Raw genomic sequence first — 20,247 nt, 5'->3', positions numbered from 1 at the left:
CTATGCAGGCAGCGAGTACTGGGCTGGCTTGGGACCGAAGGCGCGGGTGCTTCATCTGGCAAGAAGCCTCTCTGACGCCCATCCAAACTGGGTGTTTTGTGGACCGACGGCCGCTGTCGTGCATGGGCTTGAGATTTCCTACGCCTATCTCAACCGGATTCACGCGAGCTGCCCCAACGTGGGGCGCTCCTCGAGCGAGTCGCTGGTCTGGCATTGGCTCCCACATGAACGGCCGGTGCGTGTGGGAGGAATACCCGTGACCTCCGTCGCGCGCACCGCCTTCGACTGCATGCGCCACCTGCCCTTTTCCAGGGGACTTGCGATTGCCGACTCCTATCTCAGGATGAGCGGGTCCGGCAGGGGAGACCTGCGAGAGGCTTTAGGGCTCTGGGGCGGGAGCGACAATCTGAATCAGGCCAAGGTGACCCTCTCATTTGCCGACGGGAGGTCCGAGAATGGCGGAGAGTCCTGCGCCCGCGCCGCAATGATCGAGCTGGGATACCAGATTCCTGAGCTTCAGGTGGAGGTCCCCAACGAGATCGAAGGTGGGATGTTCCGCGTCGACTTTTTCTGGGATCTCCCCGGCGGTCGTAGCGTCGCCGGGGAGCTGGGCGGCTGGGGCAAGTACCTCGCAGAAGATGTCGAGAAGTCCGAGGGGGCCACGTCCGTGAGCGAGCACGCCATACAAACGATGACGGCCGAGCGCCTGAGGGAGTCAAGGCTCTCGCGACGGCTTGAGGTCATGAGGTTCTCGTACCAGCAGGCACGGGACCTTGGCTACATGCGTAGGCTTCTCGAGGGCTTTGGCGTGCCGCGCACCTCTCGCATGCGAAACGTCGACGTGAGAAGAAGGCTGCCTCGCTGGGTCTCGCAAAGCGGGCGGACGACCTGAGAGGCGCACGCGACAGAGGACGGGGTCAAGCGAGAAAGCTCGCCTGACCCCTGACGCTTCGAATGGATGACCATCGCTTTGAGCGACTCGCGTCTGCCCTGCGGATAAAACCGTTTTTCGGTCGCTCCGTCGTGAAGGGGAGACCTTCGTGAAGGGAGACGCCCCTACGCGCGATCCTTCAGTGCCGCGCTCACCTTGGCGATGAGGGCGTCCGCCTGCTTGATGGCGACGCCGGCGCGGACCTTGACCTTGGGAAGACCCTCAAAGCGCTCGACGTTCTTGATGGGCATGTCTGTGGTCAGGATGACCGCATCGGCACCTTTGAGGTCATCGGGACCAATCTCGTCCTCGATGCCGATAGACCCCTGCGTCTCGACCTTGCAGTCGATGCCGGCCTTCTTGCAGGCCACCTTGATCGCCTCTGCAGACATGTATGTGTGCGCGACCCCGGACGGGCATGCGGTGACGGCGAGAATCTTCATGAAATGGTCCTCTCAATATCCAGATGGTTGCGGAAGGCCCGGTAACGGCCCCTCCGACCGCCGTATGACTCGTACTAGAACTCGATCTCAAAATCGACGTCCTCGTCGCTTGCGTCAACCGTCTCGGGCTTGACGTAGTCCTTCTTCAGAAGGAAGACAAGCCCGGCATGGATGGCGATGCCGACCGCGAGGGCAATGAGGTAGGTGAGGGCAGACGTGACGGGAAGCACCACAAGTCCGCCCCAGGCAGCGTTGCAGTACACGCCGAGGGCGCCGGCGATGCCTCCGGCAGCGGCGCAGGCGATGACGTTGATGGGGATGAGCCTTCCGGGGTCAGCCGTGGTGTACGAGATGGCCCCTTCGGTGATGCCGCAGGCGCCCATGATGATGGCGCCGATCCCGGCGTCGCGCTCCTCGTCGGAGAACTTGCCCCTGAGGAGGTAGGACTCGATGCCCAGGGCGATGGGGGGAAGGCAGATGGCGAGCGCGATGGGTCCAAAGAACGCGCAGTTGGCGCCTGCCGCCACCTCGGTGCCGACGATGGCGACGCCCGTGGAGTAGGCGACCTTGTTGACGGGGCCGCCCAAATCAAAGCCGATCATGGCGCCCGTGATGGCGCCGATCAGTATGGCGCCCGTGCCGCTCATGCTCGTGAGCCAGGTGGTGAGGGTGCTCAGCAGCCATGCGCAGGGGCCGCCGATGACATAGAGGGTAATGGCGCCCACTATCAGGGTGGTGAGAATCGGGATGATGAGGATAGGCATCAGTGACTGCATGGACTGAGGAAGCTTGATGCGCTTGATCTGCTCGGCGACGATGCCCGCGAGGACGCCCGCGATGATGCCGCCGATGAAGCCGGAGCCGACGTTGACGGCGAGCTGCCCGCAGATGATGCCGGGCGCGATGCCGGGACGATCTGCGATGGAGTTGGCGATGAAGGCGGCCAGGACGGGAACCATGAGCCCCAGGCCGATACCGCCGACCTGTTTGAAGAGGTCGATGACGGGGTTGGACGCCGTGACGGCGCCCTCGGTCGTGACGGTGCTCATGGAGAGCATGGTGGCGAAGGCAAAGAGGATTCCTCCCGTCACCACGACCGGAATCATGTGGGACACGCCGTTCATGAGGTGCTGCCTCATGTCCTTGAAGACGCTCGCGTTACTGCTCATGATCTCGCCTTTCTGATGGTATTGCCCTTTTGGGCGCTTTGCTGACGCTCGCTTGTGGGTGTGTCGTGTGGCCGAGAGGCTTGACGCACACTCACTCGGCCAGAAGTTCCAGCACCTCCCTCGCGGTCTTTGCCGCCGCCAGGCGCGTACGGAAGTCCTCATGGATGAGACGCCGCGAGATGGACGCCAGAATCTGCAGATGACGCTCTCCCGCCTCGGCGAGGGGGACGGCGATCTGGAACACCATGCTCACCTCGTCCTCGCCCCAGAGCAGGGGACGGGCAAGGCGCGCAAAGCCGAGCGACGCGACTCTCACGCTGTCTGCCTTGGCGTGGGGCGTAGCGACGCCAAACCCGATGGAGGTGCTGAACTCCTTCTCGCGGGCGAGGACGTCCAGGACGTACTGGTCGCGGTCCTCAAGCCTGCCCTCACAATCCAGGGAGTCGGCCAGCAGGGAGATGACCTCCTCCTTCGTGCTGGCCTTCACGTCCAGGCGGACCAATCCCTCATCAATGAGCTTCATCGCCGCTTCCTTCCGCCTCAGGGCCTTTGCAGGCTCTAGCTAATTGACTGAATTCTATTGTTCATAATTAATTGATATCATTTAAGCGCGATACTACCGATAAGTTACTGATACTTCAAGATTAATTATTGTTTTTTCGACAAATGGAGCGCAAGTAAATTAAACAACAATCAATACTATTTAGCTATCCCTCATGCCATCGGTGTCTCAGGCTGCGGCAGAGATGGGCGCATCGTGACGCGGGACGCACGGCGACACCCCGGCATCTCGATGCCAAAGGTACCGAACATAGGCGATGACGTTGATGGGGATGCGCCTTCCGGGGTCAGCTGTGGCGTACGAGACGGCTCCCTTGGCGATGCGGGTCAGACGTCAGATGACCTCGATGTCGAGGGCGGCCGCCGCCTGACGGTGCGCCGCGTCCTCCCCGTCGGTGATGATGCCGGTGAAGTCGCTGAGCCTGGCGTAGCGATACTCGCCCCGCTTGTTGAACTTGTGGGAGTCCGCCACGAGATATGACCTGCGAGAGTTCTCGAGCACGGTCTGCTTGATGGTGCCGTCCTCCATGTCAAAGGTCGAGGCGCAGTCCTCCTCGATGTTCATCTCGAGCGTCCCCAGGAAGGAGATGTCAAAGCGCAGCTTGCCGAGCATGCGGGCCGTCGAGGCCCCCACGAAGCCGGAGAGCTCGAGGTTCACCTTGCCGCCGGGGCACTGGGCCTCGATGTTCCTGCCCGCTGCGACCTTCTTCACGACGTCGAGCATGTTCGAGATGACGATGACCCTCTTGTCGCCCTGGGCGAGGAGGTCCGCCAGAAACAGGTTCGTCGAGGAGATGTCAAGGAAGATGGTCTGCCCGTCCTCGATGAGGTCGTAGGCCTTCTGGGCAATCTCGAGCTTCTGGGTGCGGTGGCAGTCGAGTCGGGATGTCACGGTGCGGCTGGGTTGCTCGGTGTCGATGCTGACGGCGCCCCCATAGACCCGCTGTAGCTTGCCCTGCGCACCCAGCCCCTGCAGGTCCTTGCGTATGCTGTCCTCGCTCACGCCGAAGCGTTTGGCGAGCGCCGTCGTGGTGACGCGCCCCTCCAACGCGACTTCCTCAAGGATGGCGTCCAGTCGCTCCGCCTTGAACATGTGGCCCCTCACGATCTGTCAACCCGCTGCCGATCAAGCCCCATGATACAAGGGAAGCGCCGTCGGTGGGCCTCCTGTCCCTCACTCCTGCCCTTCCTCAGGAAGTTCCCACGCGAATCTGCCGCCCTCGTGATTCCAAGGAGGCAATGGCGCAGGCCCTGACGCCAGGCGAGCGTTCGTAAGGCTAAGCCACAATCGTAGGGGCGAGCCCAGGCATGCTTCGTTCACGTATATTGTTTGATATTATTTTTTGGTCAAATACTTTACGAACAATATCAATCAGGATAACATATTGGTACTTATCAGGAAATCCCGTCGTTGTCATGTGCGGGAGGCACAGAGGGAGAGGCCCATGCTCACGGCTCGCACCCAACGAATCAAGGACCGGCTCGTCACTCAACGTCGCCAGGTGGATCTTGAGCGGGCCACGCTGTACATGGAGAGCTACCAGAAGACCGAGGGCGAGCCGGCCATCCTGCGTCGTGCCAAGGCCTTTCGGCATCTGCTTGAGCGGCACGTCATCGTCATCGATGACGATGACCTGCTGGTTGGCAACAGGACGGCCACGCCGCGCGCCGGCGTCGTCTCGCCCGAGATGAGCCCCTACTGGATTCTGGACGAGCTCGACTGCTTTGCCGAGCGTCCCCAAGACCGCTTTGACGTCAGCGAACAAGACAAGGCGTTCTATCGAGAGGTCCTGGCGCCGTACTGGAGCGGCAGGTCGCTCAACGACTGGTACAGGGCCCATCGCCCGGCCGAGGTGGAGTCCGCCGAGAGGGACAAGGTCTTTGCCGTCGCCCAGACCGACAAGGGGCAGGGCCATATCATTCCCGACTATGAGATGCTCCTGAGCCGCGGCCTCGGAGACATCTGCCGCGAGCTTTCCGAGCGCGCCTGCGCGTCCCCAGACAACCTCTTCTACCAGGCCGCCCTCATCTGCGTCGAGGCTCTCGTCGCCTACGTGGGCCGCCTGGGGCGAGAGGTGCGGATTAAGGCCGCCGACGTCGCGACCGACGACGTGCGTCGAGGCGAGCTCGAGCGGATCGCCGAGGTCCTGGACCACGTCGCCACGAGGCCCGCACGCGACCTCTATGACGCCCTGCAACTCGTCTGGATCTTCTGCGTGGCGTTGCAGCACGAGAGCAACGCCAGCTCCATCTCGCTGGGGCGCATGGACCGCTACCTGCTGCCCTACTGGCGCGCGACCGTGGAGCGGGGCGTCTCCGACGCCGCCGTCCGCGAGCTCCTCCAGTGCTTCTACCTCAAGTGCAACACGGTGGTCTTTCTGAGGTCCACCGAGAGCGCCAAGTTCTTCGGCGGGTTCCCGACGGGCTACAACCTCGTGGTGGGCGGCCTGGACGCCCAGGGGGGCGACGCGTCCAACGAGCTCTCGGAGCTCCTTCTCGACCTGCAGCACGACACGCGCCTGCCCCAGCCCAACCTGTCTCTGCGCGTGCACCCGACCACGCCCGACTCGCTCCTGCACAAGGCCGCGGAGGTCATCCGCCTGGGCGACGGCATTCCCCAGTGCTTCAACGACGAGGTCAACGTTCGCGCCTTCACGAACCGCGGCGTGAGCGTCGACGACGCGCGCGACTACGCCGTCGTCGGCTGCGTGGAGCTCTCCATTCCCGGGCGCATGTACGGCCTGCACGACATCAGCATGTTCAACATGATGAAGTGCTTCGAGATCACGCTGCGCGAGCACCCCGAGGGCTTTACGAGCTTTGAGGACCTGTGCCAGGAGGTCGAGCGCACCATCGATCGTTACGTGGCCCTCATGGTCAAGGGGTGCGACGCCTGCGACCTCGCCCATCGTGCGACGAGTCCCACGCCGCTTCTGTCCACGTTCGTGCATGACGCGCTCGAGGCGGGCGCGGACATCACGGCGGGCGGCGCGCGCTACAACCCCTCCGGGGTCCAGGGCGTGGGAACCGCCAACCTCGCCGACTCCCTCGCGGTCATGAAGAAGGCCGTCTTCGAGGAGGGGAGCCTGGGGTATGCCCAGCTGCTCGAGGTCCTTCGGCGCAACTGGTCAGGCGAGGGAGACGAGGAGCTTCGCCAGCGCCTCATGCACCGCTATCCCAAGTACGGCAACGACATAGACGAGGTCGACCATCTGGGCGCCCGCTTTTTGCGCCACTACGGCAGGCAGGTGGAGACCTACGAGAACCCCCGCGGCGGCACCTTCCAGCCGGGGTCGTACACGGTGAGCGCCCACATACCTCTGGGCGAGGCGGTCGGCGCCACGCCCGACGGACGCCATGCGGGCGAGCAGCTCGCCGACGGCGGCCTCTCGCCCATGGTGGGACGTGACAAGAGCGGCCCCACCGCCAGCCTCCTGAGCGTCGCGAAGCTGGACAACTGGAGAGACTCCAACGGCTCGCTCCTCAACGTCAAGTTCTCGCCGAGCACGCTGGCGGGGGAGGCTGGCCTGCGCAAGCTCATGGCGTATCTGCGGGCGTTCTGCAGGCTTGACGTCCAGCACATTCAGTTTAACGTGGTTGACAAGGCGACGCTGCTTGACGCGCAGCGGCATCCCCAGGACCATCGTGACCTCGTGGTGCGCGTGGCCGGCTACTCGGCGATGTTCGTGGAGCTGAGTCCGCAGATCCAGAACGACATCATCAACCGCACGGAACACGAGCTGTAGGGCGCAAAGAGGGGAGGGGGGTCATGGACGAGGGCGAGCTTGCGGGCATCGTCACCAACGTGCAGCGCTTCTCGCTGCACGACGGGGGTGGCATCAGGACGGTCGCCTTTCTCAAGGGCTGTCCCTTTCGCTGTCCCTGGTGCTGCAATCCCGAGAACCTCTCGTTTGAGCCCGAGCCGTCCTGGAAGTCGCGGCTGTGCATACACTGCGCCATGGCGCCGGGCGGCAACGGCCTCATCGACTGCCCGCGCCCTGCCAGCGAGTGTCCCACCGGCGCCAAGGAGGTGGTGGGCAGGGAGCGTGGCGTGCGCGAGCTCGTGGACGAGCTGGTGCGTGACAGGACCTTCTTTGACGAGTCGGGCGGCGGCATCACGCTGTCAGGCGGAGAGTGCCTGGCGGGACGCAACCAGGAGTTCTCCCTCGCCGTGCTCGAGGAGACCCATCGCCGGGGCGTGCATACGGCGGTCGAGACGACCCTCGCGGTCCCCCTGGCTGACCCCGACCGTCTCGTGGCCGCCTGCGACCTCCTTCTCGTGGACTTCAAGATAGCCTCGCCCGGTCGCAGCATGGCGGTGCTCGGCCTTGACGTGGGGCTGCGTGACGCAAACCTGCGCGCGGTCCTGGGCCTGGGCGCCGCGGTGGTCGCACGCCTGCCCATCGTGCCGGGCTTCACGCGGGGGCTGGCAAACGCGAGGGCCAACGCCGAGCGCATCAGGGGCCTGGGAATCTCGCGCGCGGACGTCCTGCCCTTCCATCAGCTTGGCGAGGCGAAGTACGCGTCATCCGGGCGAGGCTACGCCATGGCGGGCGTGCCCCAGCTGGGCGGCTCCGACGTCGCGGACGTCGTGGACGCGCTTGAGGCGGAGGGAATCGAGGCCGTCGTTCACGGCGAGTGACGCGCCGCCTCGCCGCCCGTCCCTTTGCTCGCCTGGGGTCTGAGCGTTCCGGCTGGTATACTCAGGAGAGGCGGCCTCGCGCCGTCCGTCCCGTTGCAAACGCGTCGTTGGGGGAGTGCAGCATGGCAAAGGTCGTAGTCGCCTGCGGGGCCGGCGTGGCCACGTCGCATGCGGTGGCAAAGAGGATCGAGGGCCTGTTGGCCGAGCGCGGCGTGAAGGCCGAGATCCGCGCCGTCTCCATGGCCGAGCTCGACGCGGCCCTTGAGGGCGCCGACGCCTACGTGGCGGTGGTCAGGGACGACAGGAGCTACGACGTCCCCACCATCAACGGCGTGGCCTTCCTCACGGGCATGGGGCAGGACGTCGAGCTTGCTCGGCTCATCGAGGCGCTGCGCTAGTCGCGCGTTGCGCGGGCGGGTCGTTGGGCGTCGATGACGCGTCCGGTGCCCGGCGCCTGACGTCTGACTGCGTCCGCGCTATCCCGTGAGCTCCTGGGCCGCCTCCCTGATGCCGCTCGTGCTCAGGATGCGCAAGAGAGACGCCTGCCCCTGGGAGAACTCGTCCATCATGCGCACGAGCTCCATGCCAAACTGGCGGGTCTCGTCCTTGGTCAGATAGCGCCGGACGACGCGCAGGACATCGGTGAAGCTCGTCGTGGCGTCCTGGCCGAATCGCGTCGAGTAGAGTCGCTCCTCGTGCGCGCAGGCGTTTCTGACGTCCACCAGGCACATCAGGTCAGCGTAGACGCCCCGCGGCGTCAGGTGCAGGCGCTCCTTGGCGCCCCGCCCGCTCGACTGCATGATGCGCTCGCACACGGCCTGCTGCTCCGCCTTGCGCATGAGGGCGTAGAAGTAGCGCAGGTTGCCAAAGGTCAGGTCCGAGAAGATGACCCACAGGGGAATGGCGTCATAGTGCGTCTGGTACCAGGTCACACGGACGTTGTCCTGCCCCGCCTGGGCATGGGCGTAGCGCGACAGCGTGTTCATGAGCCAGTCAAGGTCCTTCTGGTACTCGCCGGCGCCGCGCAGGTAGTGGCGCTCGCTCGTGTAGCTGTTGCGGTCGAGATAGGCGTTGGGCCTGCGATGGCACTCGCAGAAGCTCAGCGAGATGACGGAGCGCAGGAGGGTCTCCACGTGCATGATCTGCTTGAAGGTGAGGCCGCGCAGCTCGCGGTCAAAGCGGCAGAGGGCGTAGAGGTCTTCCAGGGTGGTGCCGGGCGCAAAGTGATCCTTCTCGACCTGGGCGCCTTCGTTGAGGAAGGGCCCCTTGTAGCCGTTGATGATGGCGTAGTAGCCCTCGCGGGTCAGGATGTCTGCCGCCCGCTCGTCACAGGCGACGCCGCGAGACCTCAGCAGCGCGATCTGCTCGTCGATGCTCAGAAACACCTTGTTCATGCGGGTCCTCCGGTCCTCTTGCCGTCCGGGCGCCCCGCCCGCCGCGGGGCTCGTCCCGGATGCCCTCCTAGCGTCCCAGGCCCTCCGCGAGCGCCCGGGCGACGCGTATGCCGTCGGTCGCCGCGCTCATGATGCCGCCCGCGTAGCCCGCGCCCTCCCCGCAGGGCCAGAGCCCTCTCGTCGAGACGGACTGCAGGTCAGGGCCCCTCGTCACGCGCACTGGCGAGCTCGAGCGCGTCTCGACGCCCGTGAGCACGGCGCCTCGGCTGGCGAACCCGCGCAGCTGCCGGTCCATCTGGGGTATGGCGGCGCGCAGCGCCTGCGTCACGTACGCCGGCAGGCAGCCCTCGACGCTGCCCCAGGCGACGCCGCGCGGGTAGGTGGGCCGCACCTCGGCGCCGGCGCTTGACGCCACGCCGTCAAGGAAGTCGCCCACCAGCTGGGCGGGCGCCACGTAGCTGCCGCCTCCCGCCTCGAAGGCGGCCCGCTCGCAGCGCCTCTGGAGCGCCACGCCCGCCAGGACGTCGTCGCCTGCGAGATCGTCGGGAAAGACGTTGGCGAGCAGGCCGGCGTTGGCGTTACGTCCCGCGCGGTCGCTCAGGCTCATGCCGTTGGTGACCACGCCGCCAGGCTCGCTGGCCGCGGCCACCACGAACCCGCCCGGGCACATGCAGAACGAGAAGGCCGCTCGCCGCGCGCCCGCCTTGGCGACCAGCTTGTACGGTGCGGCCCCCAGGGCGGGATGCCCGGCGCAGGGGCCGTACTGCGCCAGGTCCACCATGTGCTGCTCGTGCTCGATGCGCACGCCCATGGCGAAGGTCTTGCGCTCGAGCGCCACGCCCCGCTCCTTAAGGAGCGAGAACACGTCGCGGGCGGAATGGCCGCAGGCCAGCACCACGTCGTTCGCGAGGACCCGCTCCCTGGTGACGTCTCCCGTCGGCGAGACGGTCTCGAGCGTGACCGCCGTCACTCGGCCGCCGGCCAGCGAAAGCTCGGTGAGCCTGCATCCAAGGCGTACCTCGCCGCCGGCCTGCCGGATTCGCTCGCAGAGCCGGGTCACCACCCGGGGCAGCACGTCGCTGCCAACGTGAGGCTTGGCGTCCCAGAGGATCTGGCGCGGGGCCCCCGCGTCGACGAGCGCCTGGAGTATGAGCCCGTGAGCGACGCTCTTGGTGCCGGTTCCCAGCTTGCCGTCCGAGAAGGCCCCGGCGCCGCCCAGCCCGAACTGGATGTTGCTCCGGGGGTCGAGCTCGCCCGTCTCAACGAAGCGCCGCACGTCCCTGCCACGGCGGTCAGCCTCGTAGCCCTGCTCAACAAGCAGGGGCTCAAGGCCCGCCTCGGCGAGGGTGAGCGCGCAGAAGAGTCCCGCACAGCCCGCCCCCACGACCACGGGGCGCGTCGTGATCCCGCCGTGCGGCGCGCGAGGCGCCCGCAGCGGTCTGTCATTGGCAAGCCGCACGTCGCGTCCCTGGCGGCGGGCCAGCCGCCTCAGCAGCTCCTGCTCGGCGTTGGCGCCGCCGCGCAGACGCACGCGCACGGTAAAGAGCAGGTGGACGTCATGCTGAGCTTTCCTGCGAGCGTCCACGGAGCGCCTGCGCGGCTCCAGGGACGCCAGGTCGTCCGGGGTGAGGTGCAGCTTGCGCGACACCGCCCGCCGGAGGGCGGCCCGCTCGGACTCCTCGCTGCCGTCGAGGGGTCCGAGTTCCACGCGCACGTTGGAGACGTCGATCATCGGCCCTCCTCCTCACCGCTCGCGTGCGACCGGGAGCACCCCAACGCGCGAGCGGCTGCCGCCGCACCCGCCACCATGCCGCTCTTCCAGGCCCAGGACAGGTTGAATCCCCCGCAGTCGGCATCCACGTCAAGCGCCTCGCCGCAGGCGAAGACGCCCGGAAGCTCTTGCGCCTCGAGCGTGTCGGGCGCAAACTGCCCGGTGACGAGGCCGCCCGACGACACCTGGGCATGTCCCTGGTCGGCGAGGCCGCGCACGACCAGGGGATAGGACTTCGCCAGCGCAAGGAGCTGCTCCACGTCGCCCTTGGCACGCCTCTCCAGAAGGGCGGCGAGCTCGGGGTCGAGGACGCCGTCCAGACGGCCCCGCGCGGCGCGTCCGTGCGCCCGCGGGTCCACCAGCCGTCGCAGCTCCGATGACGAGAGGTCGGGCGCAAGGTCGATGAGCACCGTGTCCCCTGCGGCGGCCCGTCGCGACAGGTTGAGGCTCACGATGCCCGAGATGCCGTAGGGGCGCACGAGGACCTCGCCGCGCTCGCGCCACAGGGGCAGGCCTGACCGCCGGCTCACGAGGGACAGGGCGACGGGCGCGCGCAGGCCGTCCAGCGCGAGAAGGGGGTCTCGCTCACAGGCGACGGGGCAGAGCGCGGGATGCGCGGCACGCGTCGCAAGCCCTAGGTCTTCGAGCCAGGGCTGGGCGGCGCCTCCGCAGGCGATGACCAGGGAGCGGCACGAAAGACGTGCGTCGAGGCCGTGGTCGGGCACCCCGGAGAGGCGCAGCAGGGTGCGGTCGCGCTCCCGGCGCGCCCCCAGGGCCGCGCGGGCGGCCGCCACGACCGCCCCCGAGCGCGCCAGGCGCGCCAGAAGCACGTTGCGGACGCTCGCGGCCCGTCGCGAGCGGGGGTACAGGCGGTCCTCCTCCAGACCCCAGCGCAGGCCGCAGTCCCTGAAGAAGCCGAGGATGTCGTCGAGGGGCCTCTCGCCGAAGACGGCCCCCACGAAGGCGGGGTCGTTGTAGCGCCTGAGGTCGAGCGACACGTTGGAAAAGTTGCAACGCCCGTTGCCCGTGGCGAGGATGGTCCTGCCGCACTCGGGCGCGGCGTCCGCCACGAGCACGCCGGCGCCGGCCTAGCTGGGTATCAGAGACAGGCCCAGGGCAGGCGCCCGGCCCGCACTTCCCGCCCCGGCGGAACGGGACCCCATGGCTGACCCCCGCGTCGAGCCCGGTGTTCCTGACGACCCCATCGACCTCCGCCGACTGCGACGGCATCGGCGGCGCAGACGGCCGCAACGAGGCCCGAGGCCCCGCCGCCCACGACGCAGACGTCCACGGACGACGGGACCTCCACCCGCGCCGCCGCGCGCAGCAGCTCCTCGCGCCGCGCCGCGCGCGACGACCTCCGCGCGCCCGTTCTGCTCGATGGCGCCATCGGACCCTATCCCTCCAGCTCTTCGTGGGCCAGGATTTGGTCGAGCGCCTTCGCCACGAAACCCTCCGGCAGGGCCTCCTCAAAGGTGCCGGCGTCGCAGGCGGCGGCGAGCGCGGGGTCGATGGGCAGCTCGTCCAGGGCGGCGATGCCCACGTGCTCGGCCGTCTCGGCAAGGCGGCTGGGGCCAAAGGGCTCGACGCGCCCGCCGCAGTGGGGGCAGGAGAGCCAGCTCATGTTCTCCACGAGGCCCACCACGGGGACGTCCATCATCGCGGCCATGTTGAGCGCCTTGCCCACGACCATCTGGACGAGGTCCTGGGGGGAGCTGACGATGACGATGCCCTCTACGGGGAGGCTCTGGAACACGGTGAGCGCCACGTCGCCCGTTCCGGGGGGCATGTCCACGAGCAGGTAGTCGATCTCGCCCCAGTCGGTGTCCTCGAAGAACTGGCGTAGGGCGCCCATCAGCATGGGGCCACGCCACAGCACGGGGTCGGTCTCGTTCTCAAGCACGAGGTTGGTGCTCATGACCTTGATGCCGCCCTTCGAGACGAGGGGCACGATCCTCTCGTTGACGGCGCGGGCGTGCCGGCCGCCCATGCCGAACATCTTGGGCACGGAGGGGCCGGTGATGTCGGCGTCGAGAATGCCGACCTTCCTTCCCGCGCGAGAGAGGCTCACGGCCAGGGCGCCCGTCACGAGTGACTTGCCGACGCCCCCCTTGCCGGAGACGACGCCGATGACGTGCTTGATGGTCGTTCCTGGCCCGGGGATGAAGCGCTGCGGGCCCTGCTGCGCCTGTGCGGCCGCGCGATTGTGGCCGAGCGCCGCGTCAACCTCGCGGCGCAGGGCCTCCTTGTCGATGTCTGGCATGAACGTTCCTCTCCTGGATGAACCCAATGAAGCCAGCGCGTCGTCCGCGCGCTGTCGGGGTCTGGCTGTCTCGTCCATTCTACCCATGAGAGGGGAGGGGCGCCTGCGCGGGGTCTGCGGCGCGCGTAGCGTCCAGCCCGGCGTTTCGCATCAAAGTATTTATCGAAAAACGATAAGTTCTTATTGAAATTCGATATAAAACTGCTATGCTCTTGGGCAGCGTCAGATAGAGAGAGGGAAGGCAGCCATGTCCAAGCGCGAGATGTCCGTGGTGCTCAAGGCCATCGACCTCCTTGCCGTCGCGGCGTGCGTGCTCGTCCTGGCGCTCGTCATACCCGCCATAGAGGCCCGCGACGTCGTCCCCTCCGGCTCGACCCTGGCGTTCGCCCTGGGCGTGGCGCCCCTCATGGCCTTGGCCGTCGTGTCATGGACGCTCTTCTCGGCCATAGGGGAGGGCGAGGTCTTCTCCCGCAACAACGCGCGTCGCCTGCGCTCCATGGGCTACCTTGCCGCCATCGACGTCCTTGTCTGGCTCGCCGTTACCGTCGCCTACGTGGCCTCGGCCGATCAGATCGTCTTCTCCGTCGTGGCGTCGCTCTCCGTCGCCCTCGTGTTCTGCGTCTCGCTGGCGGTCGTCTGCGTGGCGCTCTCGGCCTTCACCGAGGGCGCCGCCCAGCTCAAGGACGAGAACGACCTGGTGGTGTAGGGATGGGGAGCATCAGGGTGAAGCTCGACCTCGTGCTGGCGGACCGCCGCATGAGCCTCACGGAGCTCTCGGAGCGCGTGGGGGTCACGATGGCGAACCTGTCCATCCTCAAGAACGGCAAGGCGAAGGCCATCCGCTTCTCGACGCTCGAGGCGCTGTGCAGGGAGCTGGGATGCCAGCCCGCCGACCTGCTGGAATATCTGCCTGAAGAGAAACCCTAGCAGAAAGCGACACATCATGGACAAACGTCGTGACGAGGGCCGCCCGCCGGCCCCCGAGGCGAGCTTTACCTCAAACGCTGCCCTGGCGCCCCTCGCGCCGCAACGTGACGAGGCGACGCCTTCAAGACCGGAGGTCGCCCCCGGCCCTGCGGGTCCCCGGGATTTCGCCCCGGGCCCAAAGAATCTTGCCCCCGGTCCCAAGGATCTGCCGTGCCTGGGCCTGGCCCTCCTCCTCGCGCTGTTGTGGACCGCCTGCGTGGACGGTTTGCCGCTGGGTCTCGCCCCCTTCTTTCCCTGTCTTGGCGGCGTGGGCGTGACCCTCTCGCTCTTGTGCTTCCTTGCGGTCGCCCTCGTGCTGGGGCGCGGTCCTCGACGCCTGGGGAGGGAGACGATTGCCCTCGCCGTCGTCTGCGCCCTTCTGTCTGTGGCGCCCTCCCTCACGGCCAGCACGGAGCTCAGGCTCCTCAACTCCCTCGTGCTGGGGCCCTGCTGCGTCCTTACGTTCCTGCTGCTCTCGGGCGGCGCCGAGAGGATCGCCCTCTCGCTCAGGGGCTGTCTGGCGGCCCTGGCCTTCTTCTTTAGCGCCCAGGTGAGAAACGCGGGCCGCCTGCTGTCGCTGCGCCCCTCGCTGGCGACGAGGAGCCTTGTCTCCGCAGGGCTGGGACTTTTGGCGGGCGTCGTGGTCCTCGCGCTGGTGGTTCCCCTCCTGGCGTCTGCGGACGCCGTCTTCATGCGCCTTCTTGAGGACAGCTTCCTGTGGGTGGGGGAGGGCTGGGAGCGTTGGGTTTGGCGGGCCGTGCGCGTGGCCGTCGTGGGGACGCTGTCCTTCTCGCTGCTCGTCGCCCTCGCCGACCGTCAGGGCTCTCAGGTGCAAGGCGCGCCGTCCGCTCGACGGCGCGACGCGAGCGCCCTGTCCGTGACCGTGCCCCTCCTCATGCTTGACGTCGTGTATGCCGTCTTCGTCATCATCCAGTTTGCCTATCTCTTTGGGGGGGCCGCCTCCACGGCGGCGTTCGGGGGCTACGCCGCCTACGCGCGCTCGGGCTTCTTCCAGCTCGTCGCCGACGCCGCCATCAACCTGGCCGTCGTGCTCGTGAGCCGGTGGCTGCGCCGCGACGCCGAGTCGGCGCGTCACGTGGGCGTCCTGCAGTATCTGCTTCTTGCGGCCACGCTCGTCGTGCTCGCCTCGGCCGCCCTGCGCATGAGCCTGTACGTGGGAGTCTATGGGCTGAGCCTGCTGAGGGCCCTCACCTACCTGGGCATGGTGGCCATCGCGGGCCTCGTCGCCCTCGTGGGGGCGAGCATCGCCCTCCCGCACCTGCCGACGTTCAGGCTGTCGCTCGCCTTTCTCCTGGCGCTTTGGTGCGCGTTCATCCTCAGCGGGCCCGCCGCTCGGATCGCCTCGTTCAACGTGGACGGCTACCTGTCGGGAAGCATCGAGGTCATCGACGTCGACTACCTGGGGTCCCTCTCTCCCGACGCCAGGTGGGCCATCGCGCGTCTTGCCGAGGAAAGCCCTGCCTGCGAGGACCAGGCGCGCCTCGAGCTCGACGCCCTCGAGCACTACTGGGACGGCGAAACCTGGTCGACGCTGACGGCCGCGGAGCTCCTCTCGGGCGGCAGGTGAGATTTCGTGACTGGGCCGCGGCGAGCGGCGCGGGATGGACGGGAGGCCTACGATAGACGGCGTGCCGCAGCGGGTATAGGGATATGCGGCTGAACGTAGGGCATGTTCATCTATCAAGGCGGCACACATGGCATCTGAATCCATCGTCATTCGCGGCGCGCGCGAGCACAACCTGCGCGACGTCGACGTCACCATTCCGCGTGACAGGCTCGTGGTCATCACGGGGCTCTCGGGCTCGGGCAAGTCGAGCCTCGCCTTTGACACGATCTACGCGGAGGGGCAACGTCGCTACGTGGAGAGCCTCTCGTCCTATGCCCGCATGTTCCTGGGACAGATGGACAAGCCCGACCTCGACTCCATCGACGGCCTGTCGCCGGCCGTCTCCATCGACCAGAAGACCACCTCGAAGAACCCTCGCTCCACGGTGGGCACCGTCACGGAGATCTATGACTACCTGCGCCTTTTGTTTGCGCGCGTCGGCACGCCCCATTGCCCGGAGTGCGGCCGCGTGATCGAGCGCCAGACGACCGACCAGGTGGCGGACAAGGTCTTCGTCGCCGGCAAGGGCAGGCGCGCGTTGGTCCTGGCGCCCGTCGTGCTGGGGCGCAAGGGCGAGTACGCCAAGCTCTTCGAGGACCTCTCGAAGGAGGGCTTCAGTCGCGTGCGCGTGGACGGCGAGGTGCGCGAGCTGGGGTCCGACCCCATCAAGCTCGACAAGAAGTACAAGCACTCCATCGAGGTCGTCGTCGACCGCGTGGTCATTCGCGAGGGGAGCCTGGGCCGCATCGTCGAGGCGGTCGAGACGGCCTGCCGCCTGGCCTCGGGCCGCGTCGCCTTCTACCTCCTTCCCGGCCGCGACGCCCCCGCGGGCGAGGAGGGAGACCTGCTCCAGTATTCGCTGGCGCTGGCCTGCCCCGAGCACGGCCACTCCATCGACGACCTCCAGCCCCGCGACTTCTCGTTCAACGCCCCCTACGGCGCCTGTCCCGACTGCGACGGCATCGGCGTGAGGCGCATCGTGGACGCCGAGGCGCTCATCGAGGACCCCACGCTCTCCGTCGCGGGAGGCGTGTTCGCCGGCGTCGTCGGCAAGTCCAACTACTATCCCCAGATTCTGGCCGCCGTCTGCCAGCATCTGGGCGAGAGCGAGAAGACGCCCTGGCAGGACCTCAGGAAGCGGACGCAGAGGGCGCTTCTTGACGGCCTGGGCGACACCCAGGTGCGCGTGAACTATCACACGCTGAGCGGTCGCGACACGAGCTGGCTCACGAAGTTCTCGGGCGTGCGGGCCATCCTCTTCGAGAAGTACCAGGAGACCACGAGCGAGACGATGCGCACCCACCTCGAGCGCTACATCCGCGAGGTGCCCTGCCCCAGCTGCCACGGCGCCCGACTGAAGCCGGAGTACCTTGCCGTGACGGTGGGCGGACGCAACATCCAGGAGGTCTGCGAGATGTCCTGCGCCGAGTGCCTGGCGTACTTCCAGGGGCTCACGCTCACCGAGCGTCAGCATCTCATCGGCGCGCCCGTCGTCAAGGAGGTCGTCGCGCGCCTGCGCTTCATGGTCAACGTGGGACTTGACTATCTGACGCTGTCCCGCGCCGCGGCGACGCTCTCGGGCGGCGAGGCGCAGCGCATCCGCCTGGCCACCCAGATAGGCGCCGGCCTCATGGGCGTCCTCTACATCTTGGACGAGCCCTCCATCGGCCTGCACCAGCGCGACAACGATCGTCTCATCGACACGCTCAAGCGCCTGCGCGACCAGGGCAACACCGTGATCGTGGTGGAGCACGACGAGGACACCATCCGCGCCGCCGACTATGTCATCGACATGGGCCCGGGCGCCGGCGAGCTGGGCGGGTCCGTCGTCGCCGCGGGCACCCCCGAGGACATCTGCAGGCATCCCGACTCCATCACGGGGGCCTACCTCACGGGCAGGAGGATCGTGGAGCTGCCCGAGGCGCGCCGGCGTCCCGACGCCGGCGCCATCGAGCTCACGGGCGCCCGGGCCAACAACCTCAAGGGCGTGGACGTGCAGGTGGAGCTTGGCACGCTTACCGTGGTCACGGGCGTCTCGGGGTCGGGAAAGTCGTCGCTCGTCACGGACACGCTCGCGCCCGCGCTCACCAACGCCGTGCACCACTCGCAGCGTCCGGTGGGCGCGTACCGCTCGCTTGAGGGGCTGGTCGACGCCGAGGGACGCAAGACCATCGACAAGGTCATCGACATCGACCAGAGCCCCATCGGCCGCACGCCGCGCTCAAACCCCGCGACGTACATCGGCCTCTGGGACGACCTGCGCAATCTCTTTGCCTCGGTGCCCGAGAGTCGTGCGCGCGGCTACAGCCCGGGGCGCTTCTCGTTCAACGTGTCGGGCGGGCGCTGCGAGGCCTGCAAGGGAGACGGCCAGATCAAGATCGAGATGAACTTCCTGCCCGACGTCTACGTGCCCTGCGAGGTCTGCCACGGCAAGCGCTACAACCGAGAGACCCTCGAGGTCACCTACCACGGCAAGACCATCAGTGACGTGCTGGACATGACGGTCACGGAGGCGCTGGCGTTCTTTGGCAACATCCCGCGGGTCAAGCGCAAGCTGCAGACCCTCTTTGACGTGGGCCTGGGCTACATCCGCCTGGGGCAGTCCGCGACGACGCTCTCGGGAGGCGAGGCCCAGCGCGTGAAGCTCGCCAAGGAGCTTCACCGCCAGCAGACGGGGCGCACGTTCTACATCCTCGACGAGCCCACCACGGGCCTGCACTTTGAGGACGTGCGCATGCTCGTTGAGGTGCTCGAGAAGCTCGTGGACGTGGGCAACACCGTGCTGGTCATCGAGCACAACCTGGACGTCATCAAGATGGCCGACCGCATCATCGACCTGGGACCCGAGGGCGGCGAGGGCGGCGGCACCATCGTGGGCTACGGGACGCCCGAGGAGATCGCCCTCCTGCCCGAAAGCCACACCGGCCGCTACCTTGCCCCCATCCTCGAGCGCGACCGCGCCCGCATGGCGGATCGCGCATAGGGGAGGGCCATGGCACGCAAGAGGCGACCGGAAAAGACCAACGCGATGCGCGAGCTCGACCGGGCGGGCATCGCCTACGTCGTCCATGAGCACGCGGGCGAGACGGACGTCTCGCGCGGGTTGGGCCTCAGGATGGCCGAGGAGTCGGGCGCCGACCCTCAGTCCCAGTTCAAGACGCTCGTGTGCGTGGCGCCCTCGGGCGACCACGTGGTCTGCTGCCTGCCCGTGGCCGAGGAGCTCGACCTCAAGAAGGCCGCCGCGGCGGCGGGCGAGAAGTCCCTCGAGCTCGTGCCCATGAGGGACCTCGAGGCCACGACGGGCTACGTGCGCGGAGGCTGCACGCCCATCGGCATGAAGCGGCCCTTTCCCACGCTCATCGAGGAGACGGCGCAGCTCTTTGAGGCCATCGGCATCTCCGGGGGGCGCCGGGGACTGGGCCTTGAGCTTGACCCCCTCAAGCTCGCGTCCTTCGTCGGCGCGCGCTTCGCGGACATCGTGCGCGGGTAGGCTGCGACGGCGCGTCATCGCGCGTCGCTAGAGGCCAGCTTGCGCGCAGCTGGCAGGGCTCGCCCTCTCGGGGAGGGACGCCTGGTGCTGCGCTATAGTGGATGTTCCTAGGCGACCGTCGTCGTGGCGGTCATGGCGTGGACGGGGGTGCGGGCACACATGGCGGGCGTCACAAGGAGACAGTCCATCGCACTGGCCGCGGGGCTGGTGCTCTCCACCACGAGGCTCCTCTCCGCGCGCGCCCATGCCGAGCCCCAGGCCACCCAGGAGACGCTCGACGCGCTCTCGGGCGCGCAGTCTCGGCTCGATGCCGCCGAGGACAAGCTCAACGCCCTGGGAGCCCAGCTCGAGGAGCTCGCCTACAAGCAGGACCAGACCCAGGCCCAGCTTGACGACACCCAGAGGCAGATAGACGGCACCCAGGACAAGATCGGCGAGTCCACGAAGGCCATCGCGGCCAAGCAGGCGGACGTCGAGCGCAGCCAGAGGCAGATGGACGACAAGCGCAGGCAGCTCGGCGAGCGCGTCGCGGCCACCTACACCTCGGGCGGCATCAGCATGCTGGACATCGTGCTGAACTCCTCGTCCCTCGACGACCTTGCCAGCAGCATCTACTACTCCGACAAGATCGCCCAGGCGCAGAACGAGCAGATCGAGTCCATAAGGAACCTCAAGGCCCAGCTGGAGCGTCAGCGCTCTGAGCTCGAGCGCCAGAAGTCTGAGCTCGAGAGCCAGAAGGCCGACCTCGAGGCGCAGAAGAGGCGGCTTCAGGACCTTGGTGACACGCTCAGGGGCCAGCGGGCGGCCATGGAGGAGAGGCGACGGGAGTCCCAGAGGGTCGTGGACGGGCTTGACCAGGACGTCAAGGACCTCATGGCCAAGCGTGACGCCGAGATCGAGGCCGCCCGCGAGGAGGAGCAGCGCAAGGCCGCCGCGGCCGCCGCAGCGCGCGCGGACTAGCCGCTGTCTCTTATACACATCTAGATGTGT

The 20,247-nt window shown here is 67.4% G+C and carries 18 protein-coding genes; 10 read left to right on the top strand and 8 right to left on the bottom strand.

All coding sequences use genetic code 11. From position 1 onward, the window contains the following. Window positions 1–256: 256 nt before the first annotated feature. Window positions 257–892, top strand: a complete 636-nt coding sequence (locus BN3001_RS00175; protein WP_058269826.1) for a hypothetical protein — start codon at window positions 257–259, stop codon at window positions 890–892. Window positions 893–1,056: 164 nt separating this feature from the next. Here the strand turns inward: BN3001_RS00175 and BN3001_RS00170 are convergent, their stop codons facing one another. The 4 genes from BN3001_RS00170 to BN3001_RS00155 form a co-directional block, all read right to left on the bottom strand. After that, window positions 1,057–1,374: a PTS fructose transporter subunit IIB gene (locus tag BN3001_RS00170; protein WP_058269825.1), complete on the bottom strand. Its 318-nt coding sequence runs from the start codon at window positions 1,372–1,374 to the stop codon at window positions 1,057–1,059. Window positions 1,375–1,448: 74 nt separating this feature from the next. Next, on the bottom strand, window positions 1,449–2,543 hold the full coding sequence (locus BN3001_RS00165) for a PTS fructose transporter subunit IIC (RefSeq protein WP_058269824.1): 1,095 nt from the start codon (window positions 2,541–2,543) through the stop codon (window positions 1,449–1,451). 91 nt (window positions 2,544–2,634) lie between these two features. Next, window positions 2,635–3,066 (bottom strand): PTS sugar transporter subunit IIA, encoded by a 432-nt coding sequence (locus BN3001_RS00160; protein WP_058269823.1) that lies wholly within the window; start codon window positions 3,064–3,066, stop codon window positions 2,635–2,637. Window positions 3,067–3,438: 372 nt separating this feature from the next. Further along, entirely contained in the window at window positions 3,439–4,197 is a 759-nt protein-coding gene (locus BN3001_RS00155) for a DeoR/GlpR family DNA-binding transcription regulator (RefSeq protein ID WP_058269822.1), read from the bottom strand. Between the two features lie 352 nt (window positions 4,198–4,549). On the opposite strand from BN3001_RS00155, the gene BN3001_RS00150 reads away from it, so the two are divergent. The 3 genes from BN3001_RS00150 (at window position 4,550) to BN3001_RS00140 (ending at window position 8,144) form a co-directional block, all read left to right on the top strand. Further along, a complete protein-coding gene (locus BN3001_RS00150; protein WP_058269821.1) occupies window positions 4,550–6,850 on the top strand; it encodes a formate C-acetyltransferase/glycerol dehydratase family glycyl radical enzyme in 2,301 nt (766 codons plus the stop codon). Between the two features lie 23 nt (window positions 6,851–6,873). Beyond that, a complete protein-coding gene (locus BN3001_RS00145; RefSeq protein WP_058269820.1) occupies window positions 6,874–7,746 on the top strand; it encodes a 4Fe-4S cluster-binding domain-containing protein in 873 nt (290 codons plus the stop codon). Window positions 7,747–7,868: 122 nt separating this feature from the next. Next, window positions 7,869–8,144, top strand: a complete 276-nt coding sequence (locus tag BN3001_RS00140) for a PTS sugar transporter subunit IIB (protein ID WP_058269885.1) — start codon at window positions 7,869–7,871, stop codon at window positions 8,142–8,144. 78 nt (window positions 8,145–8,222) lie between these two features. Here the strand turns inward: BN3001_RS00140 and BN3001_RS00135 are convergent, their stop codons facing one another. The 4 genes from BN3001_RS00135 to BN3001_RS00120 all read right to left on the bottom strand — a co-directional run bounded on the left by BN3001_RS00135 (window position 8,223) and on the right by BN3001_RS00120 (window position 13,174). Next, window positions 8,223–9,140 (bottom strand): Abi family protein, encoded by a 918-nt coding sequence (locus BN3001_RS00135; protein ID WP_058269819.1) that lies wholly within the window; start codon window positions 9,138–9,140, stop codon window positions 8,223–8,225. A 67-nt stretch (window positions 9,141–9,207) separates the two neighbouring features. Then, on the bottom strand, window positions 9,208–10,872 hold the full coding sequence (locus BN3001_RS00130) for an NAD(P)/FAD-dependent oxidoreductase (RefSeq protein ID WP_058269818.1): 1,665 nt from the start codon (window positions 10,870–10,872) through the stop codon (window positions 9,208–9,210). After that, window positions 10,869–11,987, bottom strand: a complete 1,119-nt coding sequence (locus BN3001_RS00125; RefSeq protein WP_058269817.1) for an NAD(P)/FAD-dependent oxidoreductase — start codon at window positions 11,985–11,987, stop codon at window positions 10,869–10,871. Before BN3001_RS00125 ends, BN3001_RS00130 begins: the two co-directional genes overlap by 4 nt. Window positions 11,988–12,307: 320 nt before the next feature. Then, window positions 12,308–13,174 (bottom strand): Mrp/NBP35 family ATP-binding protein, encoded by an 867-nt coding sequence (locus BN3001_RS00120; RefSeq protein WP_058269816.1) that lies wholly within the window; start codon window positions 13,172–13,174, stop codon window positions 12,308–12,310. Between the two features lie 247 nt (window positions 13,175–13,421). On the opposite strand from BN3001_RS00120, the gene BN3001_RS00115 reads away from it, so the two are divergent. The 6 genes from BN3001_RS00115 (at window position 13,422) to BN3001_RS00090 (ending at window position 20,217) form a co-directional block, all read left to right on the top strand. Beyond that, window positions 13,422–13,880 (top strand): DUF2975 domain-containing protein, encoded by a 459-nt coding sequence (locus BN3001_RS00115; RefSeq protein WP_058269815.1) that lies wholly within the window; start codon window positions 13,422–13,424, stop codon window positions 13,878–13,880. Between the two features lie 2 nt (window positions 13,881–13,882). Next, a complete protein-coding gene (locus tag BN3001_RS00110; protein WP_058269814.1) occupies window positions 13,883–14,101 on the top strand; it encodes a helix-turn-helix domain-containing protein in 219 nt (72 codons plus the stop codon). A 16-nt stretch (window positions 14,102–14,117) separates the two neighbouring features. Then, window positions 14,118–15,728 carry a DUF4153 domain-containing protein gene (locus BN3001_RS00105; protein WP_058269813.1) on the top strand — a complete coding sequence of 537 codons (1,611 nt, stop codon included), beginning with the start codon at window positions 14,118–14,120 and terminating at the stop codon, window positions 15,726–15,728. Between the two features lie 127 nt (window positions 15,729–15,855). Then, window positions 15,856–18,750, top strand: coding sequence for an excinuclease ABC subunit UvrA (uvrA, locus tag BN3001_RS00100; RefSeq protein WP_058269812.1), 2,895 nt, complete (start codon window positions 15,856–15,858; stop codon window positions 18,748–18,750). 9 nt (window positions 18,751–18,759) lie between these two features. Beyond that, the gene (gene ybaK, locus BN3001_RS00095) at window positions 18,760–19,257 is read left to right on the top strand and encodes a Cys-tRNA(Pro) deacylase (RefSeq protein WP_058269811.1); all 498 of its coding nucleotides are present in this window, start codon (window positions 18,760–18,762) and stop codon (window positions 19,255–19,257) included. Window positions 19,258–19,416: 159 nt separating this feature from the next. Next, on the top strand, window positions 19,417–20,217 hold the full coding sequence (locus tag BN3001_RS00090) for a murein hydrolase activator EnvC family protein (protein ID WP_148362906.1): 801 nt from the start codon (window positions 19,417–19,419) through the stop codon (window positions 20,215–20,217). The last annotated feature ends 30 nt before the right edge of the window (window positions 20,218–20,247 follow it).

The organism is Olsenella massiliensis (genome assembly GCF_001457795.1).
GTDB classification, from domain to species: Bacteria; Actinomycetota; Coriobacteriia; order Coriobacteriales; family Atopobiaceae; genus Olsenella_F; species Olsenella_F massiliensis.
This window is presented reverse-complemented; position numbering and strand designations above follow the sequence as displayed.

What these genes read in the sequence shown, in the direction of transcription:
- BN3001_RS00110 (WP_058269814.1), top strand. Translation starts at nt 13,883, where the DNA reads ATGGGGAGCATCAGGGTGAAGCTCGACCTCGTGCTGGCGGACCGCCGC.
- BN3001_RS00145 (WP_058269820.1), top strand. Translation starts at nt 6,874, where the DNA reads ATGGACGAGGGCGAGCTTGCGGGCATCGTCACCAACGTGCAGCGCTTC.
- BN3001_RS00115 (WP_058269815.1), top strand. Translation starts at nt 13,422, where the DNA reads ATGTCCAAGCGCGAGATGTCCGTGGTGCTCAAGGCCATCGACCTCCTT.
- BN3001_RS00130 (WP_058269818.1), bottom strand. Translation starts at nt 10,872, where the DNA reads ATGATCGACGTCTCCAACGTGCGCGTGGAACTCGGACCCCTCGACGGC.
- BN3001_RS00150 (WP_058269821.1), top strand. Translation starts at nt 4,550, where the DNA reads ATGCTCACGGCTCGCACCCAACGAATCAAGGACCGGCTCGTCACTCAA.
- BN3001_RS00160 (WP_058269823.1), bottom strand. Translation starts at nt 3,066, where the DNA reads ATGAAGCTCATTGATGAGGGATTGGTCCGCCTGGACGTGAAGGCCAGC.
- BN3001_RS00155 (WP_058269822.1), bottom strand. Translation starts at nt 4,197, where the DNA reads ATGTTCAAGGCGGAGCGACTGGACGCCATCCTTGAGGAAGTCGCGTTG.
- BN3001_RS00140 (WP_058269885.1), top strand. Translation starts at nt 7,869, where the DNA reads ATGGCAAAGGTCGTAGTCGCCTGCGGGGCCGGCGTGGCCACGTCGCAT.
- BN3001_RS00170 (WP_058269825.1), bottom strand. Translation starts at nt 1,374, where the DNA reads ATGAAGATTCTCGCCGTCACCGCATGCCCGTCCGGGGTCGCGCACACA.
- BN3001_RS00135 (WP_058269819.1), bottom strand. Translation starts at nt 9,140, where the DNA reads ATGAACAAGGTGTTTCTGAGCATCGACGAGCAGATCGCGCTGCTGAGG.
- uvrA (WP_058269812.1), top strand. Translation starts at nt 15,856, where the DNA reads ATGGCATCTGAATCCATCGTCATTCGCGGCGCGCGCGAGCACAACCTG.
- BN3001_RS00090 (WP_148362906.1), top strand. Translation starts at nt 19,417, where the DNA reads ATGGCGGGCGTCACAAGGAGACAGTCCATCGCACTGGCCGCGGGGCTG.
- BN3001_RS00105 (WP_058269813.1), top strand. Translation starts at nt 14,118, where the DNA reads ATGGACAAACGTCGTGACGAGGGCCGCCCGCCGGCCCCCGAGGCGAGC.
- BN3001_RS00165 (WP_058269824.1), bottom strand. Translation starts at nt 2,543, where the DNA reads ATGAGCAGTAACGCGAGCGTCTTCAAGGACATGAGGCAGCACCTCATG.
- BN3001_RS00120 (WP_058269816.1), bottom strand. Translation starts at nt 13,174, where the DNA reads ATGCCAGACATCGACAAGGAGGCCCTGCGCCGCGAGGTTGACGCGGCG.
- ybaK (WP_058269811.1), top strand. Translation starts at nt 18,760, where the DNA reads ATGGCACGCAAGAGGCGACCGGAAAAGACCAACGCGATGCGCGAGCTC.